The organism is Brevundimonas sp. Bb-A, assembly GCF_009394735.1.
Lineage (GTDB): Bacteria > Pseudomonadota > Alphaproteobacteria > Caulobacterales > Caulobacteraceae > Brevundimonas > Brevundimonas aurantiaca.
Genome location: NZ_CP045456.1, coordinates 2,119,487 through 2,144,965, shown reverse-complemented (window position 1 = coordinate 2,144,965; position 25,479 = coordinate 2,119,487). Strand labels below are relative to the sequence as shown.

Genomic DNA, 25,479 nt, shown 5'->3' with positions numbered 1-25,479 from the left:
GCGGCCGGACGATCACTCGTCCGGCCGCTTCTTTTTGGATGAAGAGATGAAGCTGCTTCGAAGACATCTGCTCGGCCTGGTCTTCGCCGCAGGCGGGCTGGCGTTCGGACGACCGGCGGCGGCCGAGGCTTTCTCTGCTGGAGAGCGGCAGGCGGCCGCGCCGCCTGACCCCGACGAAACGATCCGGTTGTGGCCCCGCGGCGCGCCGGGCGGGGAGGGGGTGCGGCTCACGCCGATCGTGCCGGAGCGTTCGACCGATCCGGCTTTTCACGACCGCTACGCCCAGTACACCGATGACCCTATGCTGACAGTCTTTCGGCCGGCACGGCCCAACGGCTCGGCCCTGCTGTTGATCCCGGGCGGCGGCTACCGTTGGGCGGTTCTCGACAAAGAGGGCTACGACGTCGCCCGCGTCTTTGCGGCGACCGGTACGACCTGTTTCGTGCTTCGCTACCGACTTCCGGCGGATGGCTGGGCCGCCGGGCCGGACGCCCCGCTACAGGATGCGCAACGGGCGATGCGGCTGATCCGCTCCCGCGCGGACGTCTATGGAGTGGACCGGGCGCGGATCGGCGTCCTCGGAGCCTCTGCGGGCGGGCATCTCGCAGGATTGCTCAGCGCCAGGCGCGATGAGACCTATACCGCCATCGACGCCGAAGACGCCGTTTCGCTGCGGCCCGACCTGACGGTCCTGATGTACCCGGTCGCCACCATGGCTGATCCCCACGCCCACCAGGGTTCGCGAACCCATCTGCTGGGCCCGGCTCCCGCAGCGGACCAGATCAGGGCCTATTCTCTGGAGGCGATGGACTGGCGGGACGCCGCGCCGGTTTTCCTGCTTCACGCCATGGACGACCTGGCGGTCCCGGTCGAGAACAGCCTTCAACTGTTGAGCACGCTGAAGGCTGCGGCCGTGCCGACGGAGGCGCACATCTTTCAAGAAGGCGGCCACGGCTTCGGCGTACGTCTGATCCAGGGCCGACCCGCCCAGGTTTGGCCTGACTTGGTCCGGGCCTGGGCCGGTCGGCTGAACGTGCCGCTCTAAGCAGGTCAGGTTCCGGGCTGGATATAGGGAATGGCGGCGAAGAAGGCGCGCTCGTCGCCCCTGGGATCGTCCACCATGCGTGGCTCGACATCAAACAGCAGAGTCTGGCGCTGCGGCAGTTCGTAACGGTCCCAGCGCGGCAGGCCGGGGTGGTTCGGATCGCCGTCCCGCGCCAGGGCGGCGAACGCCTTTCGCATGGCCGCTGAGACGGTCTCGGCGCCAGGACCGTTCACGCGGGATTCGGGCGAGGCGACAGTTCCGAAGACCAGGGGGATGTCCGCCGTGTGGAAGGCGCCCTTGCGGCCAGAGACCATGACGCCGGGAAAGTCGAGCTGATAGACCCAGGCGGGCGCGCCGGCCTTGGCGCGTTCCTCGGCCTCGATCACCGCGCCACGCCAGGAGCGGCCGGCCGTGGTCGCGGCGATCAACACCTGGTCGGGCGACCAGTCGGGATGCATGCGACGATAGGCGTCGACGACGACCTCAGGCGCGACGTCGATCCGCATGACGGACGGCGTCAATCGACCCGGCAGCGTGTCCCAGGTCAGATTCTGGTTTTTGGGATCGTCGCCCATGAAGCCCAGCGTCTCCTCGCGGGTATTGCCGATGATCATGGGCGTCTTGAGACCCGAGGACGCGGCGTCCGGATAGAAGGGATGTCGGGGCAGGGCGCGGAAATCCAGAACCGGGCCGAAATACAGTCCGCCGAACCCGAGAATCGGGTCCTGCTCCGCCTGGGCTTCGAGCAGGCGTTCCACCGGCAGGGTCGCCGCCTCGGCCGCGCGATCGGGCGTCAGCCCCAGGGCCTTCAACCAGGTCACAGCGCGAGTGGTGGCGTTGATCGGCCCGGACGCCGTGACCTGTTGACCGCTCATGGTGGCGGCGCAGTGGAACAGGCCTTCCGCCGCCGGCATGGCCATCAGGGTGGCGATCTTCGCGCCGCCGCCGGACTGGCCGAACAGCATGATCCGATTGGGATCGCCGCCGAAGGCCGCGATATTGTCGCGAACCCATCTCAGCGCGAGGATCAGGTCAAGCTGACCGAGGTTGCCGGAGTCTTCAAAGCCCGGAACGAGCCGCGCCAGATAGGCGTAGCCGAAGGCGTTGAGGCGATGATTGAGCGTGACCACGACCACATCCTCCTCTGCGGCCAGTCGCGAGCCGTCGTAGAGGGGATGCGAGCCCGAGCCGGTGGCGTAGGCGCCGCCATGGATATAGACCATCACCGGCCGCCGAGCGGCGTCGGCGCCAGGGGTCCAGACATTCAAGAAAAGGCAGTCTTCGCTTTGGTTGGGTTCATCCCCGCGTTGAGGAGCGGCGGCGCCGAACTGGACGGCGAGGACCGGCGTCCGCCAAGGCGCGGGCGGTTCGGGCGGCCGAAATCGCCGTGTCGGGGCTCCGTAGCGAATCCCCTTGAAGACGCTGAGTTCCCCTTCTCGCAGGCCGATGATGGGCCCGGCCGTCGTCGTGACGCGCGGCGCCGAGGCGCGCGGCCCTGCGGTCGCCGTTTGCGCTATGACGGCGGCGGTCAAACCCGCCGCTAAGGCCGATCGCCGCGTCATGGACGTCTGTCCTGCGGAACTGCTGGAGAGGGGCTGCTTCAACCTGATGTCCTTCCCTGTCGCCGGTGTTCTGTCGCCCGGTCGGTAATGGTCGGCAAGGCCGCCTTGCCTATGATGCGCGGGCCTCGAAAACCCGTCAGACGTCCGTCTTGCAATAGAAAGGCGACTGTGCGTACAACAACTATGACACCGGTAGCAGTACTTTGGCAAACCAAAGCTGACACCGGTGTCGTCCGCCAGCAGCGGGCGGCTGAACGGAGGCGGTTGATCTCCGAGGGCCATGAACGGGAGGAGAAAACCAAATGACCCCACGCCAGAAATTCGCCCAACGCGCCCTGACCGCGACCGCATCGCTCGGCGCCTTGACCCTCGCGCTCATGGCGCACGACGCCGCCGCTCAGGCGACCGAGACCGCGCCTCAGCCCCAGAACGCCACTGAGGTTGACGAGATCGTGGTCACCGGTTTTCGGGCCAGCCTTCAGAACGCCCTGAACATCAAGCGGCGCGAGGCGGGCGTGGTGGACGCCATCTCGGCTGAAGACATCGCTGACTTCCCCGACACCAACCTCGCCGAGTCGATCCAGCGCATTCCCGGCGTCTCCATTGACCGCGACGCCGGCGAAGGCCGCACCCTGACCGTCCGGGGTCTAAGTTCGGAGTTCACCCGGACGCGGATCAACGGCATCGAAGCCCAGGCTTCCACCGGGGCGACCGATTCTTCCGGCGGCGTCAACCGAGGGCGGGGCTTCGATTTCAACGTCTTCGCCTCGGAGCTCTTCAACAATATCACGGTGCGCAAGACCTCCTCGGCCGAGGTGGAGGAGGGCTCATTGGGGGCCACGGTGGACCTTCGGACCAGCCGACCCTTCGACAAGATGGGCTTCCAAGGCGCGCTGTCTGGCCAGTACGGCTACAATGACCTGTCGGAAGACTGGAGCCCCCGCTTCGCGGGCCTGATCTCCAACACCTGGGCCGACGATCAGCTGGGCGCCCTGTTTTCCATCGCCTACAGCGAACGTGAGAGCCTCGAAGAAGGCTTCAGCTCCGTCCGTTGGGGCCCGGCCAGCGCCGACGGGGGTTTCCAGAACGGCAGCGTCCTGCCCAGCCCGGCGAACACCTATCATCCGCGTATTCCGCGCTACGGCAGCCTTGAACATGGTCAAGAGCGGCTCGGCGCGACCCTTTCGCTTCAGGCGCGGCCCGGCAACGGTCCGACCCTGTTCACCCTGGATATGCTCTACTCCAAGTTGGATTCGACCCGCAGCGAGAACTTCCTGCAAGCTTGGTCCCTAAGTCGCGGGGCCGATCAGGGCGGCAAGCCCCAGGTGGACATCGTCGATTTTGCAATCGATCCCGACACCGGCGAAATGACCTATGCCCGGCTCGACGACATGGACATCCGCAGCGAGCAGCGGTTCGACGTCCTGGAGACTGAGTTCAAGCAGATGACCTTTGCGGTCGAACACGAGTTCTCGGATCGACTGAGGTTCAACGGCCTGATTGGCCGGGCGGAATCGAGCTTCGGCAATCCGGTGCAGGTCAGCGCCATCATCGACCGACAGAATGTCGACGGCTATTCTTATGATTTCCGGGAAAATCGCAATCTTCCGGCCATCAACTGGGGCTTTGACGTCACCGATCCTGCGCAATGGTCCATCGTCGGCCCGACCGGCGCCCAGCCCCGGTCCGAGCTGCGCTCCAGCGCCAACTTTCAGGACAATGTCTACACCACCGGCGAAGCCAATTTTGCGTTCGAGTTGAGCGAGCGTCTGACCCTGAAGGCGGGCGTCAGCCGCAAGGAATATGAATCAAGCAGCCGGGCCTTTGCGCGGCTGGCGAATGGCGCGCCGGCGCTTCCGGCTGGGGTGACCATGGCGGATGTGACGGATCTGCGGACCGGGTTCGGCAAGAATTTGGACCTGCCCGCCGGGGCGGCGACATCCTGGATCCGTCCGGACCTGGAGGCGCTGCAAACCGTCTGGGATTATCGTTGCAACTGCGACACCGGGGTGGCCGGCGGCGACTTCCGTCTGGTCGGGTTGAACGGCAACCCCTCTACCTACGGCAACTGGCGCGAGGTGACGGAGACCGACACGGGCGGCTTCGTTCAGGCGGATTGGAATCTGGAGATCATGGGCCTGCCGGTCCGCGGCAATGTCGGCGTGCGTCAGGTCAAGACCGAGGTCGAAGCCCTGGGCTATTCCAACGTCGGCGGGGTGGCGACGCCGGTGACGGGCCAGAACGAGTATGAAGACACCCTGCCGTCGCTGAACGTCGCGATTGAGCCGATGGAGGACCTGATCGTCCGCTTCGGCGCCGCCAAGGTGATGTCGCGTCCGCCGGTCACCAGCCTTGTTCCGGTCTTCGCGCTGAGCGCGGTCAACGCATCGAGCAACACCGCCTCGCTTGGAAACGTCGAACTGGAGCCCTATCGCGCCAAGACCTATGATCTGTCGGTCGAATATTATTTCGCGCCCGAAGCCCTGCTGTCTTTCGCCTATTTCTACAAGGACATCTCCACCTTCGTGCAGACGACCCAGCAGACCCTGACCTACCGCGAACTGACGGCGCTCAATGCTGTGGCCTTCCCGGCGGTCTCCACCCGGCCGCCCGGTTCGCCCTATGTGTTCAGCACCCCTACCAATACGGAAGGGGGGCCGCTGAAGGGGTTTGAAATCAGCTACCAGCAGACCTTCAGCTTCCTGCCGGGGCCGCTGTCCAACATCGGCGCGCTGCTGAACTACACCCACGTCGAGTCTGAGATCGACTACTGCACCACGGCGAGCTGCACCGTCATCGTGACTGAGGATCTGGTGAACCTGTCGCCCGAGGCTTGGAACGCGACCCTCTACTATGACGACGGCAAGCTGAACGCGCGGGTCTCAGCCGCCTACCGCGACGCCTATTACCAGAATGTCCCGGGTTCAAACGGCGCGGCGGGTCTGATTCCGTTCCAGGGCAAGTCCGAGACGACGACGATCGACGCCTCTGCCTCTTACAATCTGACGGACAGCCTCAGCTTGTCGGTTGAGGGGCTGAATCTGACGGACGAGGAAAACCGTCAGAACCACGGCGACCTAGGCGGATCGCGCGACAGCACCTATGTCTACCATCACACCGGCCGCCAGATTTACATCGGGGCGCGCTACCGCTTCTGATCGACGGGGCTTCCTGTCCATCGTGCGGCCGAACGGGCGATGCTTAGGCATCGCCCGTTTTGCATGAAAGGCCCTGAGTTTGGCCTTCACGCAGCAAGAACCCCGGTCCCGCAAGGCGGAACCGGGATTGGAAGGTCAGATCGGTTGGTGATCAGGCCTTTGCGGCCCGTTGCTTATCCGACGCGCTGCGGGCCAGCTCGCGGTTCATCCACAGGGCGACCAGGGTGCAGATCGCGCCGGACAGCAGATAGGCGCCGGCGGCGATCAGGCCGAACTGGCTGGAGATCCACAGGGCGGCGAGGGGAGCGAACCCGGCCCCGAACAGCCAAGCCAGATCTGACGTCAGGGCCGAGGCCGTATAGCGGTTCGCCAGGGAGAAGCTGGAGGCCACCGGACCCGAGGCCTGGCCGAATGACAGGCCCAGCAGGATGAAGCCGGAGATCATGAAGGTCAGCTCGCCGATCGCGCCGCCGTTCAACAGTTGAGGCGCAAAGCCCGAGAAGGCGGCGATGCCGGCGGCTGTGATCGCCAGCAGGGTCCGGCGGCCGTAACGGTCAGCCAGAAGACCCGAGGCCAGGATGGACAGAAGACCGAAGGCGGCGCCGACCATTTCGATCAGCAGGAAGCGCACCGGCGTCTCCTGCGTGAACAGGAAGACCCAGGACAGGGGGAAGACGGTGACCATGTGGAACATGGCGAAGCTGGCCAGGGGCGCGAAGGCGCCGATGGCGATGCGCGGACCCTCGGCCTTAACAGCGGTGTGGACCGGCACCGGCTGAAGTTCGCGCGTCTCGAACAGCTTCTGGAAGCTGGGGGTGACGACGATGCGAAGCCGCGCGAACAGGGCCACGACGTTGATCGCGAAGGCGACGAAGAACGGATAGCGCCAACCCCAATCCAGGAAGTCGGCGGCCGACAGGGTGTTCAGGAAGAAGGCGAACAGGGCGGAGGCCACGATCAATCCGATCGGGGCGCCCAACTGCGGGATCATGGCGTACCAGCCGCGCCGGTTCTCCGGCGCGTTCAGGGCCAGAAGCGACGCCAGCCCGTCCCAGGCGCCGCCTAGGGCGACGCCCTGGCCGATGCGGAAGACGGCCAGCAGGACGGCCGCAGCGATGCCGATCGTCTCGTAGCCCGGCAAGAAGGCGACCGCGACGGTCGAAGTGCCCAGAAGGAACAGAGCGGTCGTCAGCTTGGCGCCGCGCCCGAACTTCTGGTCGATGGCGATGAAGAGGGCGGTGCCGAGAGGCCGCGCCAGGAAGGCCAGGGCGAAGACGGCGAAGGACAGCAGGGTGCCGCCGATCGGACCCGCAAAGGGAAAGATCAATTGCGGGAACACCACGACCGAGGCGATGGCGTAGACGAAGAAGTCGAAGAACTCCGACGTGCGGCCGATGATCACACCAATGGCGATCTCCCCGGCGTCCACCTTGCCATGGCTATGGTCATGACGGGCATGGAGGGCGGCGGCGTCGCGTTCCAGCGACTCTGACGAGGGGGTCGTCGAGGCGGACATGGGCTGGCATCGCTCCGTAAAACGGGTAAAATTGGAAGGTCACGGCACTGACGCCGTATTATGACCGCGCGCCCTTTGCGATGAAAGGCGGTCCAAGGGGATAGGACAGATTGTCCAATGTCGTTCCGCGTCGAAGCTGACTATCGGGCCGAATTCGAACGCCAACCGTCGCGACTCCTCCCCCTTGTCCGACGTTTTCCGATTGGAGCCGTCTTGCGCCTTCTGCGCCTACTTCTGCTCGCGCCCCTGGCAGCCGCGCTGTCGGCCTGCGACCTGGTCGTCCTGAAACCTGCAGGCGACGTCGCCCAGCAGCAGGGCGACCTGTTGATGGTGTCGACCCTGCTGATGCTGCTGATCATCGTGCCGGTGATGGCTCTGATCGTCTTCTTCGCCTGGAAGTACCGGGCGTCGAACAAGGAGGCCGAATATCAGCCCGACTGGGACCACTCGACCCATCTCGAAGTCGTAATCTGGGCGGCGCCGCTGCTGATCATCATCTGCCTGGGCGCCCTGACCTGGGCGGGCACGCACCTCCTGGACCCCTATCGCCCGATCGACCGGATCAAGCCGGGGCAGGCCGTGGCCGAAAACGTCGAGCCCCTGCAGGTCAATGTGGTGGCCCTGGATTGGAAGTGGCTGTTCATCTATCCGCAGTACGGCGTGGCGACGGTCAATGAACTGGCTGCGCCGGTGGATCGCCCGATCCGGTTTCACATCACCTCCTCCTCGGTGATGAACTCCTTCTATATTCCGGCCCTGGCGGGTCAGATCTACGCCATGCCCGGCATGGAGACCAAGCTGCACGCCGTGATCAATCGACCCGGCGACTACGAGGGCTTTTCGGCCAACTATTCGGGCGACGGCTTCTCTCACATGCGCTTCGTCTTCCACGGGGTCGATCAGGCCGGTTTCGACGGTTGGATCGCCGGCGTGCGGCGCGGCGGCCAGGTTCTAAACCGTGAACGTTATCTGGATCTGGAAAAGCCCAGCGAAAAGGTCCCTGCCCTCTATTTCGCCAATGTCGAAGGCGGCCTGTGGGACGCCATCCTCAATATGTGCGTCGAGCCCGGCAAGATGTGCATGGGCGAGATGATGCAGATCGACCGCAAGGGCGGCCTCACCATGGCTTCGGTGCGCAACACCATGCCGCTGGTCTACGACAAGTACGCCGGCCGCGGGAAGAACGCCGCCATCTTCGGCTCTGACGACAGCTATGTGATGACCATCTGCACCCCCTTGCAGGCCGAGGCGGCCGCCGCAGAGCGTATTCGCCGCGCTGAATTGGATTCGGTCAGCGCCCCGGTCAGCCTGGCGCCTTTGATGGGGCAGGGCCTGTCGCTTCAGGGACAGCCGATGGCGGCGCTGTCCCGATCACAACAATCGACGGGGGCGGTTTCGACCGACGTCCGTTCCGCCCCCAACGCTTGAGCGAACACAGTCGATGAACGCTGACACCCTCATTCCCCTTATCTTCGGGCGGCTGACGCTCGAGGCCCTGCCGCATGAGCCGATCGTGCTCGCGACCATGGTCGTCGTCGTGCTCGGCGGGGCCGCCCTGGTGGGCGCCCTGACCTATTTCAAACTGTGGGGCTATCTCTGGAAGGAGTGGTTCACCACCGTGGACCACAAGAAGATCGGGATCATGTACATGATCCTGGGTCTGATCATGTTCGTGCGCGGCTTCGCCGACGCGATCATGATGCGCCTGCAACAGGCCATGGCCTTCGGCGGATCCGAGGGCTATCTGAACGCCCACCACTACGACCAGATCTTCACCGCCCACGGCGTGATCATGATCTTCTTCGTGGCCATGCCGCTGGTGACGGGCATCATGAACTATGTCGTGCCGCTGCAGATCGGCGCGCGCGACGTGTCCTTCCCCTTCCTGAACAACTTCAGCTTCTGGATGACGACGGCCGGCGCCGTCATCGTCATGGCCTCTTTGTTCGTCGGCGAGTTCGCCCGGACGGGCTGGCTGGCCTATCCGCCGCTCTCGGGCATCGGCTACAGCCCCGGCGTCGGCGTCGACTACTATATCTGGGCGCTTCAGATCGCGGGGGTGGGGACCACCCTGTCCGGCATCAACCTGATCGCCACCATCGTGAAGATGCGCGCGCCCGGCATGGGCATGATGAAGATGCCGGTCTTCACCTGGACCTCGCTGTGCACCAATGTCCTGATCGTGGCGTCCTTCCCTGTCCTGACCGCCGTTCTGGCCCTGCTGACGCTGGACCGTTACGTCGGCACCAACTTCTTCACGAACGACTTCGGCGGCAATCCGATGATGTACGTGAACCTGATCTGGATCTGGGGTCACCCGGAGGTCTACATCCTGATCCTGCCGCTGTTCGGGGTCTTTTCGGAGATCGCCTCGACCTTCTCTGGCAAGAAGCTGTTCGGCTATACCTCCATGGTCTACGCCACGGTCGTCATCACCATCCTGTCGTACCTGGTGTGGCTGCACCACTTCTTCACCATGGGCTCAGGCGCCTCGGTGAACTCCTTCTTCGGCATCACCACGATGATCATTTCGATCCCGACGGGCGCGAAGATCTTCAACTGGCTGTTCACCATGTATCGTGGCCGCATTCGTTTCGAACTGCCGATGATGTGGCTGGTCGCCTTCATGCTGACCTTCGTCATCGGCGGTATGACGGGCGTGCTGCTGGCGGTGCCGCCGGCCGACTTCGTGCTGCACAACTCGCTGTTCCTGATCGCCCACTTCCACAACGTCATCATCGGCGGGGTGTTGTTCGGCCTGTTCGCCGCCATCAACTTCTGGTGGCCCAAGGCCTTCGGCTTCAAGCTGGACAAGTTCTGGGGGATGGTCAGCTTCTGTTGCTGGGTGCCCGGCTTCTGGCTGGCCTTCGCGCCCCTGTACGTTCTGGGGCTGATGGGCGTGACGCGCCGGATGCGCGTGTTCGACGATCCGTCGCTGCAGATCTGGTTCGTGATCGCGGCCATCGGCGCGGGCGTCATCGCCCTGGGCATCGCCGCCATGTTCATCCAGTTCGCGGTCTCGATCATCAATCGCGACAAGCTGCGCGACACGACCGGCGACCCTTGGAGCGGCCGGACGCTGGAATGGGCGACCTCTTCGCCGCCGCCGGCCTATAACTTCGCCTCCACCCCCGTCGTGCATGACGCCGACGCCTGGTGGGACATGAAAAAGAAGAAGTATCAGCGCCCGCTGAGCGGCTACAAGGCCATCCACATGCCCTCGAACACGGGCGCCGGCGTCATCATCTCCGGCCTGTGCCTGGTGATGGGTCTGGCCCTGGTCTGGTACATCTGGTGGCTGGCGGCGCTCAGCTTCCTGGGCGTGCTGGCGGTCTCGATCGCCCATACTTTCAACTACAAGCGCGACTACTACATCCCTGCGGATGAGGTCCGCGCGACCGAAGAGGCGCGCACCCGCCTCCTGGCCGGAACGGAGGCCTGATCCATGAGCGCGACGGCGATCAAGATCGACGACCCGAACGTCTTCCACCTGGAAGAGGAGCCGCATCACGAGGAAGGCTCCAGCACCATGCTGGGCTTCTGGCTCTATCTGATGAGCGACTGCCTCATCTTCGCGATGCTGTTCGCCGTGTTCGGCGTCGTGGGGGGCAACTATGCCGCAGGCCCCGGACCGAAGGAGCTGTTCGACCTGGAGCTGGTGGCGGTCAACACCGCCATGCTGCTGTTCTCGTCGATCACCTACGGCTTCGCCATGCTGGCGATGGACAAGAACAAGACGCGCCAGACCCTGATCTGGCTGGCCGTCACCGGCCTGTTCGGTCTGGCCTTCCTGGGGATCGAGCTCTACGAGTTCGCCCACCTGATCCATGAAGGCGCGACGCCGCAACGCAGCGCCTTCCTCTCCGCCTTCTTCACCCTGGTCGGCACCCACGGCCTGCACGTGACCTTCGGCATCATCTGGCTGGTGACGCTGATGGTCCAGGTGAGCTGGAAGGGGCTGATCCCCGCCAACAAGCGCCGCCTGATGTGCCTGTCGATGTTCTGGCACTTCCTCGACGTCATCTGGATCGGCGTCTTCACCTTCGTCTATCTGCTGGGCATGGTTCGATGAGCGCCGACAAGAACGACCACTCGCCGGAGTCCCACGACACCGACCACCTGGGCCACGAGGGGCATAATCACGGCTCCTTCAAGAGCTATCTCATCGGGTTTGTGTTGTCGGTGATCCTGACGGCCATCCCCTTCTGGCTGGTCATGACCGGGGTCCTGCCGACCCAGGCCACCGCCCTGATCGTCATGGCCTTCGCCGTGGTGCAGATCGTGGTGCACATGATCTACTTCCTGCACATGAATTCGAAGTCCGAAGGGGGCTGGACCATGCTGGCCCTGATCTTCACGATCATCGTCGTGGTCATCGCCCTGTCGGGCTCGCTGTGGGTCATGTATCATTTGAACACCAATATGATGCCCTCCACCCATGACATGAGCCAGATGTCCTCCTGAGAGGACGGCTAGGAGACCGCCATCCAGGCCCGGCAGTCCATCGCGCGGCGTACTTCCCCGGTTCTCCTCTGGGCCGGGCTGGGGGCGGCCCTGCTGTTCGCTGGCTTCGTCGCCCTTGGCGTCTGGCAGCTCGAGCGGCTGAGGTGGAAGACCGAGCTGATCGCACAGGTGGACGCCCGGGTTCACGCCGCCCCTCAACCGGCGCCGGGCCCCGCCGCCTGGGCGACGCTGTCTCAGGCCAATGATCAGTACCGACGGGTCATGGTCCGCGGCGTGTTCGATCATGGCCGCGAGACCCTGGTTCAGGCGGTGACCGACTATGGCGCCGGCTTCTGGGTTCTGACGCCGCTGCGAACGACGCAAGGCTTCACCGTTCTGGTCAACCGGGGCTTCGTTACCCCCGAGAGGCGCGCGCCCGAGACTCGAAGCGGCGCGCAGGTGGGCGGTCCGCAGACCGTCGTGGGTCTTTTGCGCGTCACCGAGCCCGGAGGCGGCTTTCTTCGCGCCAATGATCCCGGCGCGGGGCGCTGGTATTCGCGCGACGTCGCGGCCATTGCGGCGGCGCGCGGCCTGTCGAACGCCGCACCCTATTTCATCGACGCCGACGCCCGACCGAACCCGGACGGATGGCCGCGCGGCGGATTGACAGTTATCGCCTTTCCGAACTCTCATCTCGTCTACGCCCTCACCTGGTTCGGCATGGCCTTGCTGACCCTGGTCGGATACGGCGTGTTGGCGCGCGAAACGCGACGCCGACGGGCGGCGCCATGAACTCGGTCTTGCAGCGCCTGTTCGGAATGGGCGACTGGCGCGAGACGGCGGTGTCTCAGGAAGCCGTAAACCGCCGCAATCTTCGCCTTCTGGTGCAGTTGCGATGGCTGGCCGTGGCGGGACAGATCGCCACCATCCTGATCGTCCACTTCCTCATGGATATTCGGGTTCCGATCGGCTGGCTGCTGATCGCCCCGGCCGGTCTGGTGGTGGTGAACCTGATCAGCATTCCATTGACCCAGAGGCGCGACGCCATATCCGATCAGGAACTGATGCTGGCGCTTCTAGCCGACGTCGCCGCCCTGACATGGCAACTCTTCCTGACGGGAGGCGCGGCCAATCCATTCGTGGCCCTCTATCTGTTGCAGGTGGTCCTGGGCGCCGTGCTTCTGGCGCCGGCCTACGCCTGGTCGCTGATCGTCGTGACCAGCCTGTGTTTCGGCGGGCTTGGCCTGTTCAACCGGCCGCTCGACCTTCCCGCAGAGCATGGCGGGGGCTTAAGCCTCTATCTCGCGGGTGGGCTGATCTGTTTTCTGCTAATGGCGGTTTTGCTGGTCCTGTTCATCACCCGGATCACCGAGAACCTGAGAGCCAGAGACGCCTATCTGGCGGACATCCGACAGCAGGCGACCGAGCAGGACCACATCGTCCGCATGGGCCTGCTCGCCTCCGGCGCAGCCCATGAACTCGGGACGCCCCTGGCCTCCCTTTCTGTCATCCTCAGCGACTGGCGTCGCATGCCGCTCCTGAAGGCCAACGCTGATCTGATCCAGGACATGCAGGTGATGCAGGCCGAGGTCGAGCGCTGCAAATCCATTGTGACCGGCATTCTGATGTCGGCCGGAGAGGCGAGGGGACAGGCGCCGACCCAAACTACCCTGGTGCGATTTCTGCGCGAGGTCGCCGACGGCTGGGGCGCGCGGGACAGCCGCGTGAAGGTGGAGCTGACGCCGTGGAACGGACTCGATCCACGGATCATCGCCGACCCGGCCCTGCGACAGGTTCTGAGCGTCCTGTTCGACAATTCGGTCGAGGCGGGCGCCCGGCGGGTCATCGTCACGCCCACGGTGACCGAAGGCTGTTTGCAGGTCACGCTGCGGGACAATGGGCCGGGCTTCCCCGCCACGGTTCTTGAGCGGCTGGGCAAGCCCTATAATACGACGAAGGATCGCCCTGGCGCGGGCCTGGGCCTGTTTCTGCTGGTCAATGTGATCCGCTCCCTCGGCGGCGTGGTCGAAGCGTCCAATCCCGCCGCAGGCGGGGGAGAGGTGCGGCTGACCGTCCCGATCGACGTCCTGGCGCCGGAGGATAATTCTGCTGGAGAACTTCCATGAGCGATGAAGCCCCCGTGCTGTTGATCGTCGAGGACGACGAGTCCTTTTCGCGCACCCTGCGGAAATCCTTCGAGCGTCGCGGCTACACTGTCGTCAGCGCCGACGGCCCCGACCAGATGGGCGAGGTTTTGAAGACGCATCGGCCCGGCTTCGCCGTAGTGGATCTGAAACTGGGGGGCGCCTCGGGCCTGGCCTGCGTCTCCACCCTGCATGCGCTGGACCCCGAGATGAACATCGTCGTCCTGACCGGCTTCGCCAGTATCGCGACGGCGGTGGAGGCCATCAAACTGGGCGCCCGTCACTACTTGGCCAAGCCGGCCAGCACCGACGACATCGAGGCCGCCTTCGGCAAGTCCGCAGGCGACGCCGATACGCCGCTGACTACTCGTCCCACCTCCATCAAGACTCTGGAATGGGAACGCATTCACGAGACCCTGGCTGAAACCGACTTCAACATCTCAGAGGCCGCCCGCCGCCTGGGCATGCACCGCCGCACGCTGGCGCGAAAGCTGGAGAAGCGCCGCGTCACCTGATCGACAGGCTGAGGTCGTCGTCGCATGCCAAAGGCGGCGGTGAGCGATCGGATGTGGAGGGAAGGGGGCGCCGCCGATCGCGTCGGCGACTAATCCCGAGTGGCTCCGCGGGTAGGATTCGAACCTACGACCAGCCGATTAACAGTCGGCTGCTCTACCACTGAGCTACCGCGGAACTGCTCGGGAGGCGGGCCTATAGCAGCGGCCGTTCGATTCGTGCAATGGGGAAAATGACGAATGCGCACGATCTCCATCCATGACCCTGACGATCCGAGGATCGCCGGCTTTCGCCACATCCGCGAACGGGACCTGACCGGCCGAGAGGGACTGTTCGTGGCCGAGGGCGAGGTGGTTTTGCGCGTTCTGGCCTCCGCCGCTTCACGCTGTCGTCCACGCGCGATCCTGCTGGCGCAGAAGCGCGTCGAGGCGCTGGCGGACGTGATTGCGATCCTTCCGGCCGACGTTCCCGTCTATGCGGCGCCCCAGCTGGTGCTCGACGGGATCGCGGGCTTCGCCCTGCACCGCGGCATCCTGGCCCTGGGGGAGAAGCCGGCGACGGCTTCCGTCGAGGCCCTGCTGTGCGACGTGCGAGCGGATGATGTGTTCGTCGTGGCCTGCGGCGTCGGCAATCACGACAATATGGGCGGCCTGTTCCGCAATGCGGCCGCCTTTGGCGCGCGGGCGGTTCTTCTGGACGACCTCTGTTGCGACCCCTTCTATCGCAAGGCCATTCGGGTTTCCGTCGGGGCCGTGCTGCGAACCCCATTCGCCGTGGGAACCAGGGCGTCAGCCTTGGTCGAGGCGCTTCGAGCGGCCGGCGTCGAGGTGCTGGCGCTGACGCCCTCGGCGACCGAGCGATTGGCCGACTATCGTCGCAGCGGACCGGTGGCCGTCGTGTTGGGATCGGAAGGGCCGGGCCTGCCCCCAGAGGTGATCGGTCGATGCCGGGCGGTCGGCGTTCCCATGGCGGGCGGCTTTGATTCGCTGAACGTCGCGGCGACCAGCGCCCTGGCTCTGTATCAGATGACCTCGAACGGAGATCACCCAGAGTTTAAGCGTTAACCTTCTATTCACCTTGCGTGTCGAACGAAGTTGTGGCGACCATCAGCCTGCTGGGGGGCTGATCATGAATCTTCTGTACTTTCTGAACAGGAACGCCAGGGTCGCTCTGGCTATCGCCTTGGGTGTCGCCGCCTTGGGCGCGGCCGGTGCGATCGGGTGGATCACCGCACCGGTCTGATTCGGATCGGCGGCTGAGACAGAAGGGGCGCGAACCGTGCGGTTCGCGCCCCTTTTCAGTGCAGCGTCTCTTCGCGATGGAGGCCTGACCGGGAATCGAACCCGGGTGCAAGGATTTGCAGTCCTCTGCGTCACCACTCCGCCATCAGGCCGCTGTGATCCCCGATCACTCGGGGGCGGTCATCGCGAGGGGCGTTCGCTATCAGATCGGATTGTCCGCTGCAACGCACGGAACTATAAGCACGCGATAATTCCTCTCCCCCTCCCGTTTGAAGGCTGACCACAGATGGATTTCACTGCCGAGCGCAAGGCCATGGTCGATTCCCAGGTTCGCGTGAACGATGTCACCAGCCATGAGATCCACAAGGCGATGATGGCTGTGCCGCGCGAGAACTATTGCGCGCCGGACCGGATCTTCGCCGCCTATTCGGACGCCGAGGTCGAGATCGCGGCCGACCGTCGACTGATGCCGGCGCGGGATTTGTCGAAACTGCTTCAGGCCGCCGACGCCCGCGAGGGCGAAAAGGCCCTGGCCATCGCCGCCCCCTATGCGGCGGCGGTGCTGGCCCGCATGGGTTTGACGGTGACGGCTCAGGAGGCCGAACAGGCGGTGTTCGACGTCGTGGGGACGGCTCTGGAGGCGGAAGGGGTGACGACGGCGGTCGCCCCTCTGAGCCAACCGGTCGGCGAGGGCTGGGACCTGATCGTCTGCGAAGGGGGCGTCGCCGCCCTGCCGGACGCCTGGGGCGCCGCCCTGCGGATCGGCGGTCGGATGGTTCTGGTCGAGCGTCGCGGCGCTATCGGCAAGGCGGCCCTCTACACCAAGGGCCGAGAAGGGCTGTCTCGCCGCGAACTGTTCGATTCGTCGCCGGCCCTCCTGGCGGAACTGACGCCGGCGCCCAGTTTCGCCCTGTGAAACCGACGGTAAGCCCGGGTGCAGCCTGGACTCGGCGGTGAGCGTGAAAAAAACTTAACTGGCGTGGAACGGGCGGAAGCCGCAGTTACGCTGAAGAACATCGGACGCTCGCGGGGGCGTCAGGCAAGGACGGACAATGTTGAAACGCTCGCGTACCCTGGCTTCGGCCGCTGTGGTTGCTCTCGTGACCGGACTGGGCGCGCCCGCCTGGGCTGAAACCCTCCAGGATGCGATCGCCCTGGCCTATCGCACCAATCCGAACCTGCTGGCGCAACGCGCCAACCAGCGGGCTTTGGACGAGACGGTCGTTCAGGCGCGGTCGGGCCTGCGGCCGACGCTCAGCGGTTCGGTGGGGGCCAGCTACACCCGCAACGACTTCCCGACCGTGACCCAGTTCGTCGACACCAACAATGACGGCGTGCCCGACACCCAGGTCTCCAGCTCCTCGAGCGAGAGCGACGGCGCCACGGCCGGCGTCAGCCTGTCCCAGAACATCTGGACGGCGGGACGCAGCGCCCTGGCGATCGATCAGGCCCGCGCCGGGGTGTTGGCGGGCCGGGAGACCCTGCGCGGTACCGAACAGTCGGTCATGCTGGCGGTGATCCAGGCCTATGTGAACGTCACCCGCGACATGGAGATCCTGCGTATTCGCGAGGAGAATCTGTCGGTTCTTCAGCGCCAGCTGGAAGAGACCAGCGCACGGTTCGAGGTGGGAGAGATCACCCGCACCGACGTGGCCCAGGCCGAAGCCTCCCTGGCTCAGTCGCAGGCCGACCTGGCCAGCGCGCGGGCGCAACTGTCGACCTCGCGCGCCGCTTATGCCGCCGTGGTGGGCCAGTCGCCGACCGACCTGGAGGCCGCCCCCGTCCTGCCGACGATTCCGGCCGATTTCGACGCCGCCATGGAGGTGGCCCTGGCGCGCAACCCCGGTCTTCTGGCGGCGCAATACCGGCTTCAGCAGGCCGAGGCGGCGGTGGCGGCGGCGCGCGCCGAATATCTGCCTTCCATTCGCGCGACAGCCTCCTACGGCGGTACGGCGACCGACCTCAGCAATCTGGATGAGCTGGCGGATCGCCGCAGCTTTACGGCCGGCGCCACCCTGTCGGTGCCGCTGTTCACCGGCGGCCTGAACCGTTCGCGGGTCGCCCAGTCCCTGGAACAGGCCAACGCCGCCCAGATCGCCATCGAGGCCGAACGGCGCACCATCCTGCAGAACGTCAGTTCCGCCTACGCCCAGGTTCTGTCCACACGGGCGAACGTCACCGCGGGGAACGAGGCGGTTCGCGCCGCCTCCGTCGCCGCCGAGGGCGTGCGGCAGGAGGCCCAGGTGGGCCTTCGCACCACTCTGGACGTGCTGAACCAGGAAGTGGCTCTGCGCTCGGCCCAGACCGCCCTGGCCAGTGCCCGCGCCGCCGAATATGTCGCCCGCGCCTCGCTGCTGTCGGCCATGGGACAGTTGGAAGGGCCTGCCTTGAACCCGACGCTGGAAGCCTATGACGCCAAGGCCAACTACGACCGCGTGCGCAATCGCGGGGCCTTGCCCTGGGACGGCGTGATCGAGGCGCTGGACCGGGTGGCCTCGCCGCCCGTCGTGGACGCTGACGATGCGCCCGACGCCCCGATCGACGCCCAGCTGAAAAGCGAAGTTGTCGAGACGGCGCCGCAGAATTGAGCCTCTGATCAGCCTTCAAGCCTAAAACGCCCGTTGATTCCGGCGGGCGTTGGTGCGACGACAAACGGGCGGCCGGGGGGATCAGCAGTCTTTTCGGGGCGTGTCGCGACGTCTGGCGTCGTGTCTCAGTTTGTTCCAGGTCTCTCCAAGGTTTAGCCATGACCGATCAGCCCGCGCAGGAACCGACCATGGAGGAGATCCTGGCGTCTATTCGCCGGATCATCTCCGAAGACGAGGCGCCGGCGGAAACCCCCGCTGCTGCGGCGGCGGAGCCGCAAGCCGCCCCCGAACCGGAACCCCAGCCGGAGCCTGAGCCGGAACCGGCCGAGACCATCTTCGCCGCCCAGCCGGAGCCGGTCGCCGATGCCGAGCCCCAGCCAGCGGCTGCGGAAGAAGACGTTCTCGAGCTGACCGAGCTTTATGAAGCGCCGCCTGCCGCCGAGAGCATCGGCGATCTGGATGTGGTCGAAGCCGTTGAAGAGGCCCCTGCCGCGACGGAGCCGGCGCCTGCGGCGTCCAGCGGCTATGATGCCCTGGTTGGCGAAAGCGCCGCCGCCAGCGCCGCCTCGGCCTTTGCGGGCTTGGCGGCCAGCTTCAAGAAGCCGGAGGCCGCGCCTGCGCCGGCGGGAGGCGACATGAGCTTCGTCAGCGGCAATACGGTCGAGGCGATGGTGGCGGAAATGCTGCGTCCGCTGCTCAAGGACTGGCTGGACAACAATCTGCCGGGGATCGTCCAGGCGGCGGTACAGAGGGAAGTCGAACGCATCGCGCGCAGCGCCTAGCCCTTCGCTTCACCTCAGACTATCGAGGGGCGGCTCCTGAAGGGGCCGCCCTTTGTCATTCAAGGCCGCGCCCTGGCCGCACGACAACGATCAAAGAAGACCCATGCTCGAAAAGACCTTCGAACCCCAGGCCGCCGAACCCCGCCTGTACGCCCAGTGGGAAGATAGCGGCCTGTTCGCGCCCCGCACGGAAGGGGCCGAGGGCACCTATTCGATCGTCATTCCGCCGCCGAACGTGACGGGCAGCCTGCACATCGGCCATGCGTTGAACAACACGCTGCAGGACATCCTGGCCCGCTATCACCGGATGAAGGGCAAGGCGGTGCTGTGGCTGCCGGGTACGGACCACGCCGGCATCGCCACCCAGATGGTGGTCGAGCGCCAGCTGGCCGCCGCCGGAAATGTCGGGCGGCGCGACATGGGTCGCGACGCCTTCATCGACAAGGTCTGGGAGTGGAAGGCCGAGAGCGGCGGGACCATCGTGCGCCAGCTGCGCCGCCTGGGGGCCTCGTGCGACTGGTCGCGCGAGCGGTTCACCCTGGACGAGGGGCTGAACGCGGCCGTGCGCAAGGTCTTCGTGCAACTGCACAAGGAGGGCCTGATCTATCGCGACAAGCGGCTGGTGAACTGGGATCCGCATTTCCAGACCGCCATCTCGGACCTGGAGGTCGAGCAGCGCGAGGTGGACGGCGCCTATTGGCATTTCGCCTATCCGCTGGCGGACGGCGTCACCTACGAACACCCCGTCGCCTTTGACGAGGACGGCGAGGCGACGGAATGGGAGACGCGCGACTTCATCGTGGTGGCGACGACCCGGCCCGAGACCATGCTGGGCGACACCGGGGTGGCGGTGCATCCTGAGGATGAGCGGTACAAGGGGCTGGTCGGCCAGTTCGTGATCCTGCCGATCACCGGCCGGCGCATCCCCATCGTCGCCGACGACTATGCCGATCCGACCAAGGGCTCGGGCGCGGTCAAGATCACCCCGGCGCACGATTTCAACGACTTCGGCGTGGGCAAGCGCGCCGGCCTGCCGGCCCTGAACGTCATGGACGCCTTCGCCCAGATCGTCGCCGACGACGTGCCGGAAATCCCGGCCGAATACGTCGGCATGGACCGCTTCGCCGCGCGCAAGGCCATCGTGGCTCGCGCCGAGGAAGAGGGCTGGCTGCGCGAGATCGAGAAGACCAAGCATGTGGTGCCGCACGGCGACCGTTCCGGCGTGGTCATCGAGCCCTGGCTGACGGACCAGTGGTACGTCGACGCCAAGGTCCTGGCCCAGCCCGCGCTGAAGGCGGTGGAGCAGGGCGAGACGGTGTTCGAGCCGAAGTCGTACGAGAAGATTTATTTCGAATGGCTGAGGAACATCGAGCCCTGGTGCATCAGCCGCCAGCTATGGTGGGGCCACCGGATCCCGGCCTGGTACGGTCCGAACGGCGAGATCTATGTCGCCGAGACGGAAGAAGACGCCCGCGAACTGGCGATGGCGGACTATGATTCCGAGGTCGCCCTGACCCAGGACGAGGATGTGCTGGACACCTGGTTCTCCTCGGCCCTGTGGCCCTTCTCGACCATGGGCTGGCCCGAGAAGACCGAGGATCTGGAGCGGTTCTATCCGACCAGCGATCTGGTCACGGCGGCGGACATCATCTTCTTCTGGGTCGCCCGGATGATGATGATGGGCCTGCACTTCATGGACGAGGTCCCGTTCAAACGGGTCATCATCAACGGCCTGGTCCGCGACGAGAAGGGCCAGAAGATGTCAAAGTCCAAGGGGAACGTCATCGACCCCCTGGGCATCATCGATGAGCTGGGCGCCGATCCCTTGCGCTTCACCATGGCCATCCTGTCTGGCACGCGCGACATCAAGCTGTCGAAGCAGCGGATCGAGGGATACCGCAACTTCGGCACCAAGCTGTGGAACGCGGCCCGGTTCAGCCAGATGAACGGCTGCGCCCGCGTCGAGGGCTTCGATCCCGCGACCGTCGAACAGACGATCAACCGCTGGATCCGGGGCGAACTGACCAAGGCCGAGCGGGCCGTGTCGGAGGCCATCGAGGGCGGGCGGTTCGACGATGCGGCCGGGGCGCTGTACCGGTTCGTCTGGAACGTCTTCTGCGACTGGTATCTGGAACTGGCCAAGCCGGTCTTCCAAGGCGCGGATGAGGCCGCCAAGGCCGAAACGCGAGCCATGACGGCCTGGACCCTGGACCAGACGCTGAAACTGCTGCACCCGGTCATGCCCTTCATCACCGAGGAGCTGTGGGCCGAGCTGGGCAAGGAGGGGCCGGCGCGCGAGACCCTGCTGATCGGCGCCGAATGGCCGGTGCTGCCGGACGGCTTCGTCGACGCGGCGGCCGAGGCCGAGATCGGCTGGCTGGTCGATCTGGTCGGCGAAATCCGCGGGTTGCGGGCCGAGATGAACGTGCCGCCTTCGGCCAAGCCGCCGCTGGCCTTCGTCGCGCCGGACGCCGCCACGGCCGAACGGATCGCGCGCCATCGCGACCTGATCCTTACTCTCGGCCGGGTGTCCGAGGCCGGTTCGGCGGACGCCGCACCGACGGGGGCCGTGACCTTCGTCTCGGGCGGATCGACGGCGGCCCTGTCGCTGGCGGGGATCATCGACCTGACCGCCGAACGGACGCGGTTGGAAAAGGAGATCGCCGTCTTCGAGGCCGACATCGGCCATGTGAACAAGAAGCTGGGCAATCCCAACTTCGTGTCGCGCGCCGCGCCCGAAGTGGTCGAGGAGCAGCGCGCCAAACTGGCCGAGGCGGAAGCCGGCAAGGTCAAGCTGCAGGCGGCGCTGGCGCGGCTCAGCGAGATCGGATGACCCAATCCTCCCCCACGGGGGGAGGGGAACCGCGAAGCGGTGGAGGGGGCTCGATCCAAGGCCGGTGTCTGGGGCAGGGCCCCTCCACCACGCTGCGCGCGGTCCCCCTCCCTCGATGGGGGAGGATTTAGATGCGCATCGACCAACTGCTCGTCGCACGGGGACTGTTTGACACCCGTTCCCGCGCTCGCGCCGCCATTGAGGCGGGATGTGTGAAGGCGGACGGGCGCGTCGTGGCCAAGCCCTCGGAGCAGATCGCCGAGGAGGCCGAAATCGAGGCGGAACCGGCCCACCGCTGGGTCGGGCGCGGGGCGTTGAAGCTGGATCACGCCCTGACTCTTTGGCCTGTGGCGGTCGAGGGGCGGGTGGTGCTGGACGTCGGGGCGTCCACAGGCGGCTTCACCGAGGTCTGCCTGGATCGCGGGGCGGCCAAGGTGTTCGCGGTCGATGTCGGGTTTGGGCAGATGCACGACCGGGTGGCGGCCGATCCGCGCGTGGTCAATCTGGAGCGGACGGACGCGCGCGATCTGACGCGCGACCTGATCCCGGAGGCGGCGGCTGTGATCGTGTGCGACGCCAGCTTCATCAGCCTGAGCAAGGTGCTGCCCGCCGCCCTGGATCTGGCGGCGCCCGGCGCGGATCTGGTCACCCTGGTCAAGCCGCAGTTCGAGGCGGACGGTCCCGGCGCCGGCAAGAAGGGCGTGGTCAAGGACCCCGCCGCCCACGCCGCCGCCGTGGAGCGTGTCAGGAACTGGCTGGAGGCCCTGGGTTGGGCGGTTCAGACGACAACCGAAAGCCCGATCACCGGCGGCGACGGCAATGTCGAATTTCTGCTGTGGGCGAAGCGCGCCTGAGGCGGCAACCCTGCGCCGCCGGGCTCAAGTGGGCCGAAGTCCGGTACCCCCCTAAACAACGGGCTCAAGTAGGCCAAAGGCCGGTAGCCCCTAAAAAATGAGAAACCGCCGGAGGACTGATCCTCCGGCGGCTCCCGTCACGTCGTCGATTTGACAGGGGGGCTGAAATTAATCGACGACGCGATAGCGGCCGTACTGGTCGGGGCAGGTGCGGACATAGCGGGTGTCCGTGCGACCGTCCGGCAGACGGATGCGGCTTTCCGCCAAGCGGCATCGGTCGGAGTTCTGATAGGAATCGATCGGGCGCGAGCGGTAATCATCGTACCGGTCGTCGGCGTAGTCGTCGCGGCGATCATCGTAGCGATAGCCGTTATCGCCCGTATAGCGATCGTCGTAATAGCCGTAACTCGGCTGGCTGTAGCCGCCGCTGTAATAGCCGTTGGAGGCGTAGCCGGCTTGATAGCTGCGGCAGGCGTCCGAGCTGGAGCGGCCGACTTGCGAGCCGATGACGGCGCCCACGACCCCGCCCAGAATACTGCCTTCGGTGCGGCGTCCGCGCGCGGCCAGCTGAGAGCCGATGACGGCGCCCGCGCCGCCGCCGATCACGGCGCCGGCGCCGGTGCGTCCTTCTCGCTCGCGGGCGCAGGGATCGTAGGTCTGCCGACCATAGCGGCCGTAGTCATAGGCGGGGGCGTAGGCGCCGGTTCCGTAGTTGCGGCTGTAGCTGTAGGCTTGAGCCGAGGCGGAGACCGGGGCGGCCAAGGCGCCGATCGTAAGGGCCGCAACTGCGGCGAGTGACGTGTTGGAAAGGCGCATCTTCAACCCCTTATGGTCGGACATTCAGTGACGGGCGCTGAACGGCTGGACCGGCTGTCTGTTGCATGCAGGTTTAGGACCGCGAAGCTGAACGGCTTTTGAGCGGGCTGTTCATCTTCGTTCATGTTTCGTGGGCCTATCGCGCTCAGCGCTGCTTGAGGCGGTGGCTTGGCGCGGGGGAGCGTCGGGGCTAGAAGCCCGGCGATGCAGACCTTTACCATCAGCCGCGTCGGCGGGCAGGGCGACGGCGTCGCCGAGACGCCGCAGGGGCCGGTCTTCGCGGGCCTAACCCTGCCTGGGGAGACGGTGCGGGGGGAAGTCGTCGACGGGCGGCTGGAGCAGGTCGAGATCCTGACCCCCAGCCCAGACCGGATCGCGCCGGTGTCGCCCCAGTACGGCGACTGCGGCGGTTGCTCGCTGCAACACTGGGCGGACAGACCCTATCTGGAGTGGAAGCGCGAACAGGTGCGGCTGGCCCTGGCGCGCGAGAAGATCGAGACCGAGGTCGAGGCGACGGTGGCGAGTCCCACCGGAACGCGCCGACGGGTGGCTCTGCACGCGCGCCGAACCCAGGACGGCCGGGTGGTGCTGGGCTTCAAGGCGCGGCGGTCGTGGCGGCTGGTCGAGGTGCGGGAATGCCCGGTGGCCGATTCCCGGATCATCCGCGCCATCCCGGCCCTGACCGAGGTGGCGGCGGCCTTTCTGGAGCATCCCAAGTCGGCGCCGACCCTGCACGTGACCTGGACCCTGTCGGGGCTGGACGTGGATGTGACGGGGGTGGAGCGACGCTCGGGCGGGGGGCTGTCGGCCGACGCCCAGATGCGGGCCATAGAGGCGGCGCGGCGGGCCGATCTGGCGCGGCTGAGCCTCGCGGGCGAGACCCTGATGATGGCGCGTCAACCCTTGATCGGCTTCGGCCCCGCCACCGTGCCCCTGCCGGCGGGGGGCTTTCTGCAGGCCGTGCCCCAGGCCGAGGCGGCCATGGTTGAGCGGGCCGTGGCGGCGGTGAAGGGCGCCAAAAAGATCGCCGATCTGTTCTGCGGGGCCGGGACCTTCACCTTCCCGCTGGCGACGGTGGCGCCGGTGATCGCGGCCGATGCGTCCAAGGCGGGGATCGCGGCCCTGAAGGCGGGCGCAGGCTCGGCCAAGGGGATGAAGGCGATCACGGCGGAGGCGCGCGACCTGTTCCGGCGGCCCCTGACCCCCTATGATCTGAAGGGGTGCGAGGCCATCGTGTTCGACCCGCCGCGCGCGGGCGCCATCGACCAGACGGCCCAGATCGCCGGGACCAAGGCCGCCGTCGTGGTCGGGGTGTCGTGCAATCCCCAAACCTTTGCGCGGGACGCGCGGGTGCTGATTGACGCCGGGTTCCGGCTGGAGCGGGTCACGCCGGTGGACCAGTTCCTGTGGTCGGCCCATGTCGAACTTGTCAGTGTTTTCAAGCGGTAGCCCCATGGATGACGAGCTGGAAGATGGCGGCGGGTTTGACGCCGACGACTGGAGCCGGTTAACGCCCTTCGTCGGGGTAGTGGCGACCCTGGACGACGTCCAAGCGCGCCGGGCCGTCTTCGCTTTGGGCGAGACCGACGACCCGCGCCCCATCGCCATGGACCTGCCCCAGCCGGTGATCTGGTGGGAGGAGGACGGCGAACAGGCGGCCGTCGCCGTCCAGGCCGAGAGCCATCTGGGGCCGGACGGCGAGGCGATGGAGATCCTGGGCCTCATCCTGCCGGACGGGGAGGGGGCGGTGGCCCTGATGGAGGATGTCGATCTGGTCGACGACACGGACCCGACTTGGCGCGATCTGGTGACACGGGCCGTCGATCCGTCGGCGGCGGACGAGGCCTGATCGTTCAAGAAAAATGAGTGCACTTTAGTGCACATTTTGGCGGGAGCTCCCCGAGGCGCTGAATTGTCAAAGACCTGTTCACGACCTTACCACGCCAGTGGAAAGCGCCGGGTTCAGGGTGGTTTGACGCTCTCA

At 66.0% G+C, this 25,479-nt stretch carries 20 protein-coding genes and 2 tRNA genes; 17 read left to right on the top strand and 5 right to left on the bottom strand.

Annotated elements, in window-relative coordinates:
• The first annotated feature begins 46 nt into the window (after window positions 1-46).
• The gene (locus tag BSP_RS10530) at window positions 47-1,045 is read left to right on the top strand and encodes an alpha/beta hydrolase (RefSeq protein ID WP_152950315.1); all 999 of its coding nucleotides are present in this window, start codon (window positions 47-49) and stop codon (window positions 1,043-1,045) included.
• A gap of 5 nt (window positions 1,046-1,050) precedes the next feature.
• Here the strand turns inward: BSP_RS10530 and BSP_RS10525 are convergent, their stop codons facing one another.
• A complete protein-coding gene (locus BSP_RS10525; protein WP_152950314.1) occupies window positions 1,051-2,607 on the bottom strand; it encodes a carboxylesterase/lipase family protein in 1,557 nt (518 codons plus the stop codon).
• Between the two features lie 302 nt (window positions 2,608-2,909).
• Here BSP_RS10525 and BSP_RS10520 point away from each other — a divergent pair, with 302 nt between their 5' ends.
• Window positions 2,910-5,765 carry a TonB-dependent receptor gene (locus BSP_RS10520; protein WP_152950313.1) on the top strand — a complete coding sequence of 952 codons (2,856 nt, stop codon included), beginning with the start codon at window positions 2,910-2,912 and terminating at the stop codon, window positions 5,763-5,765.
• Window positions 5,766-5,916: 151 nt separating this feature from the next.
• On the opposite strand, the gene BSP_RS10515 is transcribed toward BSP_RS10520, so the two are convergent.
• On the bottom strand, window positions 5,917-7,281 hold the full coding sequence (locus BSP_RS10515) for an MFS transporter (RefSeq protein ID WP_152950312.1): 1,365 nt from the start codon (window positions 7,279-7,281) through the stop codon (window positions 5,917-5,919).
• A gap of 213 nt (window positions 7,282-7,494) precedes the next feature.
• On the opposite strand from BSP_RS10515, the gene cyoA reads away from it, so the two are divergent.
• The 7 genes from cyoA to BSP_RS10480 are packed head-to-tail and all read left to right on the top strand — an operon-like array spanning window position 7,495 to window position 14,383.
• Window positions 7,495-8,709 (top strand): ubiquinol oxidase subunit II, encoded by a 1,215-nt coding sequence (gene cyoA / locus BSP_RS10510; RefSeq protein ID WP_152950311.1) that lies wholly within the window; start codon window positions 7,495-7,497, stop codon window positions 8,707-8,709.
• A 13-nt stretch (window positions 8,710-8,722) separates the two neighbouring features.
• Window positions 8,723-10,723 (top strand): cytochrome o ubiquinol oxidase subunit I, encoded by a 2,001-nt coding sequence (gene cyoB, locus BSP_RS10505; protein WP_152950310.1) that lies wholly within the window; start codon window positions 8,723-8,725, stop codon window positions 10,721-10,723.
• A gap of 3 nt (window positions 10,724-10,726) precedes the next feature.
• The gene (gene cyoC, locus BSP_RS10500) at window positions 10,727-11,353 is read left to right on the top strand and encodes a cytochrome o ubiquinol oxidase subunit III (protein ID WP_054765835.1); all 627 of its coding nucleotides are present in this window, start codon (window positions 10,727-10,729) and stop codon (window positions 11,351-11,353) included.
• Complete coding sequence (gene cyoD, locus BSP_RS10495) at window positions 11,350-11,745, top strand: cytochrome o ubiquinol oxidase subunit IV (protein WP_152950309.1); 396 nt, start codon at window positions 11,350-11,352, stop codon at window positions 11,743-11,745. Before cyoC ends, cyoD begins: the two co-directional genes overlap by 4 nt.
• Before the next feature lie 21 nt (window positions 11,746-11,766).
• Entirely contained in the window at window positions 11,767-12,516 is a 750-nt protein-coding gene (locus BSP_RS10490; protein ID WP_321208060.1) for an SURF1 family protein, read from the top strand.
• On the top strand, window positions 12,513-13,850 hold the full coding sequence (locus tag BSP_RS10485; protein ID WP_152950307.1) for an ATP-binding protein: 1,338 nt from the start codon (window positions 12,513-12,515) through the stop codon (window positions 13,848-13,850). The genes BSP_RS10490 and BSP_RS10485 overlap by 4 nt, the downstream gene beginning before the upstream one ends.
• Window positions 13,847-14,383 (top strand): response regulator transcription factor, encoded by a 537-nt coding sequence (locus tag BSP_RS10480; RefSeq protein WP_152950306.1) that lies wholly within the window; start codon window positions 13,847-13,849, stop codon window positions 14,381-14,383. Before BSP_RS10485 ends, BSP_RS10480 begins: the two co-directional genes overlap by 4 nt.
• A gap of 100 nt (window positions 14,384-14,483) precedes the next feature.
• On the opposite strand, the gene BSP_RS10475 is transcribed toward BSP_RS10480, so the two are convergent.
• Window positions 14,484-14,558, bottom strand: a tRNA-Asn gene (locus tag BSP_RS10475).
• A gap of 62 nt (window positions 14,559-14,620) precedes the next feature.
• Between BSP_RS10475 and BSP_RS10470 the strand changes: the two genes are divergently transcribed.
• Entirely contained in the window at window positions 14,621-15,445 is an 825-nt protein-coding gene (locus tag BSP_RS10470) for an RNA methyltransferase (protein ID WP_152950305.1), read from the top strand.
• A 255-nt stretch (window positions 15,446-15,700) separates the two neighbouring features.
• On the opposite strand, the gene BSP_RS10465 is transcribed toward BSP_RS10470, so the two are convergent.
• Window positions 15,701-15,774: transfer RNA gene (locus BSP_RS10465), tRNA-Cys, on the bottom strand.
• Between the two features lie 134 nt (window positions 15,775-15,908).
• On the opposite strand from BSP_RS10465, the gene BSP_RS10460 reads away from it, so the two are divergent.
• From BSP_RS10460 to BSP_RS10440, 5 genes are all read left to right on the top strand, one after another.
• Window positions 15,909-16,538, top strand: coding sequence for a protein-L-isoaspartate O-methyltransferase (locus BSP_RS10460; protein ID WP_054765830.1), 630 nt, complete (start codon window positions 15,909-15,911; stop codon window positions 16,536-16,538).
• 136 nt (window positions 16,539-16,674) lie between these two features.
• The gene (locus BSP_RS10455) at window positions 16,675-18,210 is read left to right on the top strand and encodes a TolC family outer membrane protein (protein ID WP_054765829.1); all 1,536 of its coding nucleotides are present in this window, start codon (window positions 16,675-16,677) and stop codon (window positions 18,208-18,210) included.
• 158 nt (window positions 18,211-18,368) lie between these two features.
• The gene (locus BSP_RS10450) at window positions 18,369-18,992 is read left to right on the top strand and encodes a DUF2497 domain-containing protein (RefSeq protein WP_152950304.1); all 624 of its coding nucleotides are present in this window, start codon (window positions 18,369-18,371) and stop codon (window positions 18,990-18,992) included.
• Window positions 18,993-19,095: 103 nt separating this feature from the next.
• On the top strand, window positions 19,096-21,825 hold the full coding sequence (locus tag BSP_RS10445; protein ID WP_152950303.1) for a valine--tRNA ligase: 2,730 nt from the start codon (window positions 19,096-19,098) through the stop codon (window positions 21,823-21,825).
• 131 nt (window positions 21,826-21,956) lie between these two features.
• The gene (locus BSP_RS10440) at window positions 21,957-22,679 is read left to right on the top strand and encodes a TlyA family RNA methyltransferase (protein WP_152950302.1); all 723 of its coding nucleotides are present in this window, start codon (window positions 21,957-21,959) and stop codon (window positions 22,677-22,679) included.
• Between the two features lie 168 nt (window positions 22,680-22,847).
• On the opposite strand, the gene BSP_RS10435 is transcribed toward BSP_RS10440, so the two are convergent.
• Complete coding sequence (locus BSP_RS10435) at window positions 22,848-23,495, bottom strand: glycine zipper 2TM domain-containing protein (protein ID WP_054766953.1); 648 nt, start codon at window positions 23,493-23,495, stop codon at window positions 22,848-22,850.
• A 204-nt stretch (window positions 23,496-23,699) separates the two neighbouring features.
• On the opposite strand from BSP_RS10435, the gene BSP_RS10430 reads away from it, so the two are divergent.
• Window positions 23,700-24,944 (top strand): class I SAM-dependent RNA methyltransferase, encoded by a 1,245-nt coding sequence (locus BSP_RS10430; RefSeq protein ID WP_054765825.1) that lies wholly within the window; start codon window positions 23,700-23,702, stop codon window positions 24,942-24,944.
• A 4-nt stretch (window positions 24,945-24,948) separates the two neighbouring features.
• Window positions 24,949-25,344, top strand: coding sequence for a hypothetical protein (locus BSP_RS10425; protein WP_152950301.1), 396 nt, complete (start codon window positions 24,949-24,951; stop codon window positions 25,342-25,344).
• The last annotated feature ends 135 nt before the right edge of the window (window positions 25,345-25,479 follow it).

Excerpts from the sequence above, each read along its gene's own strand:
- BSP_RS10530 (WP_152950315.1), top strand. The coding sequence starts at position 47 with ATGAAGCTGCTTCGAAGACATCTGCTCGGCCTGGTCTTCGCCGCAGGC.
- BSP_RS10480 (WP_152950306.1), top strand. The coding sequence starts at position 13,847 with ATGAGCGATGAAGCCCCCGTGCTGTTGATCGTCGAGGACGACGAGTCC.
- BSP_RS10470 (WP_152950305.1), top strand. The coding sequence starts at position 14,621 with ATGCGCACGATCTCCATCCATGACCCTGACGATCCGAGGATCGCCGGC.
- BSP_RS10485 (WP_152950307.1), top strand. The coding sequence starts at position 12,513 with ATGAACTCGGTCTTGCAGCGCCTGTTCGGAATGGGCGACTGGCGCGAG.
- cyoB (WP_152950310.1), top strand. The coding sequence starts at position 8,723 with ATGAACGCTGACACCCTCATTCCCCTTATCTTCGGGCGGCTGACGCTC.
- BSP_RS10435 (WP_054766953.1), bottom strand. The coding sequence starts at position 23,495 with ATGCGCCTTTCCAACACGTCACTCGCCGCAGTTGCGGCCCTTACGATC.
- cyoC (WP_054765835.1), top strand. The coding sequence starts at position 10,727 with ATGAGCGCGACGGCGATCAAGATCGACGACCCGAACGTCTTCCACCTG.
- BSP_RS10455 (WP_054765829.1), top strand. The coding sequence starts at position 16,675 with ATGTTGAAACGCTCGCGTACCCTGGCTTCGGCCGCTGTGGTTGCTCTC.
- BSP_RS10440 (WP_152950302.1), top strand. The coding sequence starts at position 21,957 with ATGCGCATCGACCAACTGCTCGTCGCACGGGGACTGTTTGACACCCGT.
- BSP_RS10520 (WP_152950313.1), top strand. The coding sequence starts at position 2,910 with ATGACCCCACGCCAGAAATTCGCCCAACGCGCCCTGACCGCGACCGCA.
- BSP_RS10460 (WP_054765830.1), top strand. The coding sequence starts at position 15,909 with ATGGATTTCACTGCCGAGCGCAAGGCCATGGTCGATTCCCAGGTTCGC.
- BSP_RS10515 (WP_152950312.1), bottom strand. The coding sequence starts at position 7,281 with ATGTCCGCCTCGACGACCCCCTCGTCAGAGTCGCTGGAACGCGACGCC.
- cyoD (WP_152950309.1), top strand. The coding sequence starts at position 11,350 with ATGAGCGCCGACAAGAACGACCACTCGCCGGAGTCCCACGACACCGAC.
- BSP_RS10525 (WP_152950314.1), bottom strand. The coding sequence starts at position 2,607 with ATGACGCGGCGATCGGCCTTAGCGGCGGGTTTGACCGCCGCCGTCATA.
- BSP_RS10450 (WP_152950304.1), top strand. The coding sequence starts at position 18,369 with ATGACCGATCAGCCCGCGCAGGAACCGACCATGGAGGAGATCCTGGCG.
- BSP_RS10445 (WP_152950303.1), top strand. The coding sequence starts at position 19,096 with ATGCTCGAAAAGACCTTCGAACCCCAGGCCGCCGAACCCCGCCTGTAC.
- BSP_RS10425 (WP_152950301.1), top strand. The coding sequence starts at position 24,949 with ATGGATGACGAGCTGGAAGATGGCGGCGGGTTTGACGCCGACGACTGG.
- BSP_RS10430 (WP_054765825.1), top strand. The coding sequence starts at position 23,700 with ATGCAGACCTTTACCATCAGCCGCGTCGGCGGGCAGGGCGACGGCGTC.